1 protein-coding gene is annotated in these 749 nt (G+C 59.7%); it reads left to right on the forward strand.

The window, feature by feature from the left end:
- Positions 1-40: 40 nt before the first annotated feature.
- Positions 41-749, forward strand: a 709-nt coding sequence (locus tag FUT88_RS16645) for a hemagglutinin repeat-containing protein (protein ID WP_261797192.1), incomplete at its 3' end; no start/stop codon positions are given.

The following is a 749-nucleotide window of genomic DNA, read 5'->3' on the forward strand; positions in this document are numbered from 1 at the left end:
TCGCGACGTGAACCTGAATGCTGGCCAGAGTGGCCAGAGCGTGCGCGACGAGCACTTCCAGTCGGAAAAGGGCTTCCTCTCCAGTAAGACTACGCACACCATCGATGCGGCGAGTCAGACGAATGCCATCGGCACCACGCTGTCAGGCGACACTGTTAACGTCCTGGCTGGCCACGATATCAACGTCAAGGGCAGCAACGTTGCCGCTACGCAAGACGTATCGTTGATGGCCAAGAACAACGTCAACATCGAATCGGCCACGGCATCGAGCAGCGAATCGCACTACCGCAAGGAGACGCAAAGCGGCTTGATGGGCTCCGGTGGTGCCGGCTTCATGGTCGGTAGCCGTATGCAAAGCGAGGACGATCAGACGGCGAAGACGACAGCCGTGGCGTCCACGATTGGGTCAACCAATGGCAATGTAAGCATCGCAGCGGGCAATCAATATCGCCAAGTTGGCAGCAACGTGATTGCAATGCAAGGCGACGTGGACATCCTCGCCAAGAAAGTCGACATCACTGAAGCGCGTGAAACGGGCCACAGCAGTCAGGAGAGCCGGTTCGAGCAGTCCGGGTTGACGGTAGCGGTGAGTTCACCGGTGATCGCGGCAATGCAAACGGCTTCGCAGATGGGAGATGCAGCAAGCCAAACGTCGGATGCCCGCATGAAGGTGCTGGCGGGTGGCGCAACCGCGCTGGCAGGCAAGAACGCGATCGATGCGGTAGCGAAGGACCCGCAATCGGCAGGCG

This window comes from Ralstonia sp. TCR112, from assembly GCF_007997035.1.
GTDB lineage: Bacteria > Pseudomonadota > Gammaproteobacteria > Burkholderiales > Burkholderiaceae > Ralstonia > Ralstonia edaphi.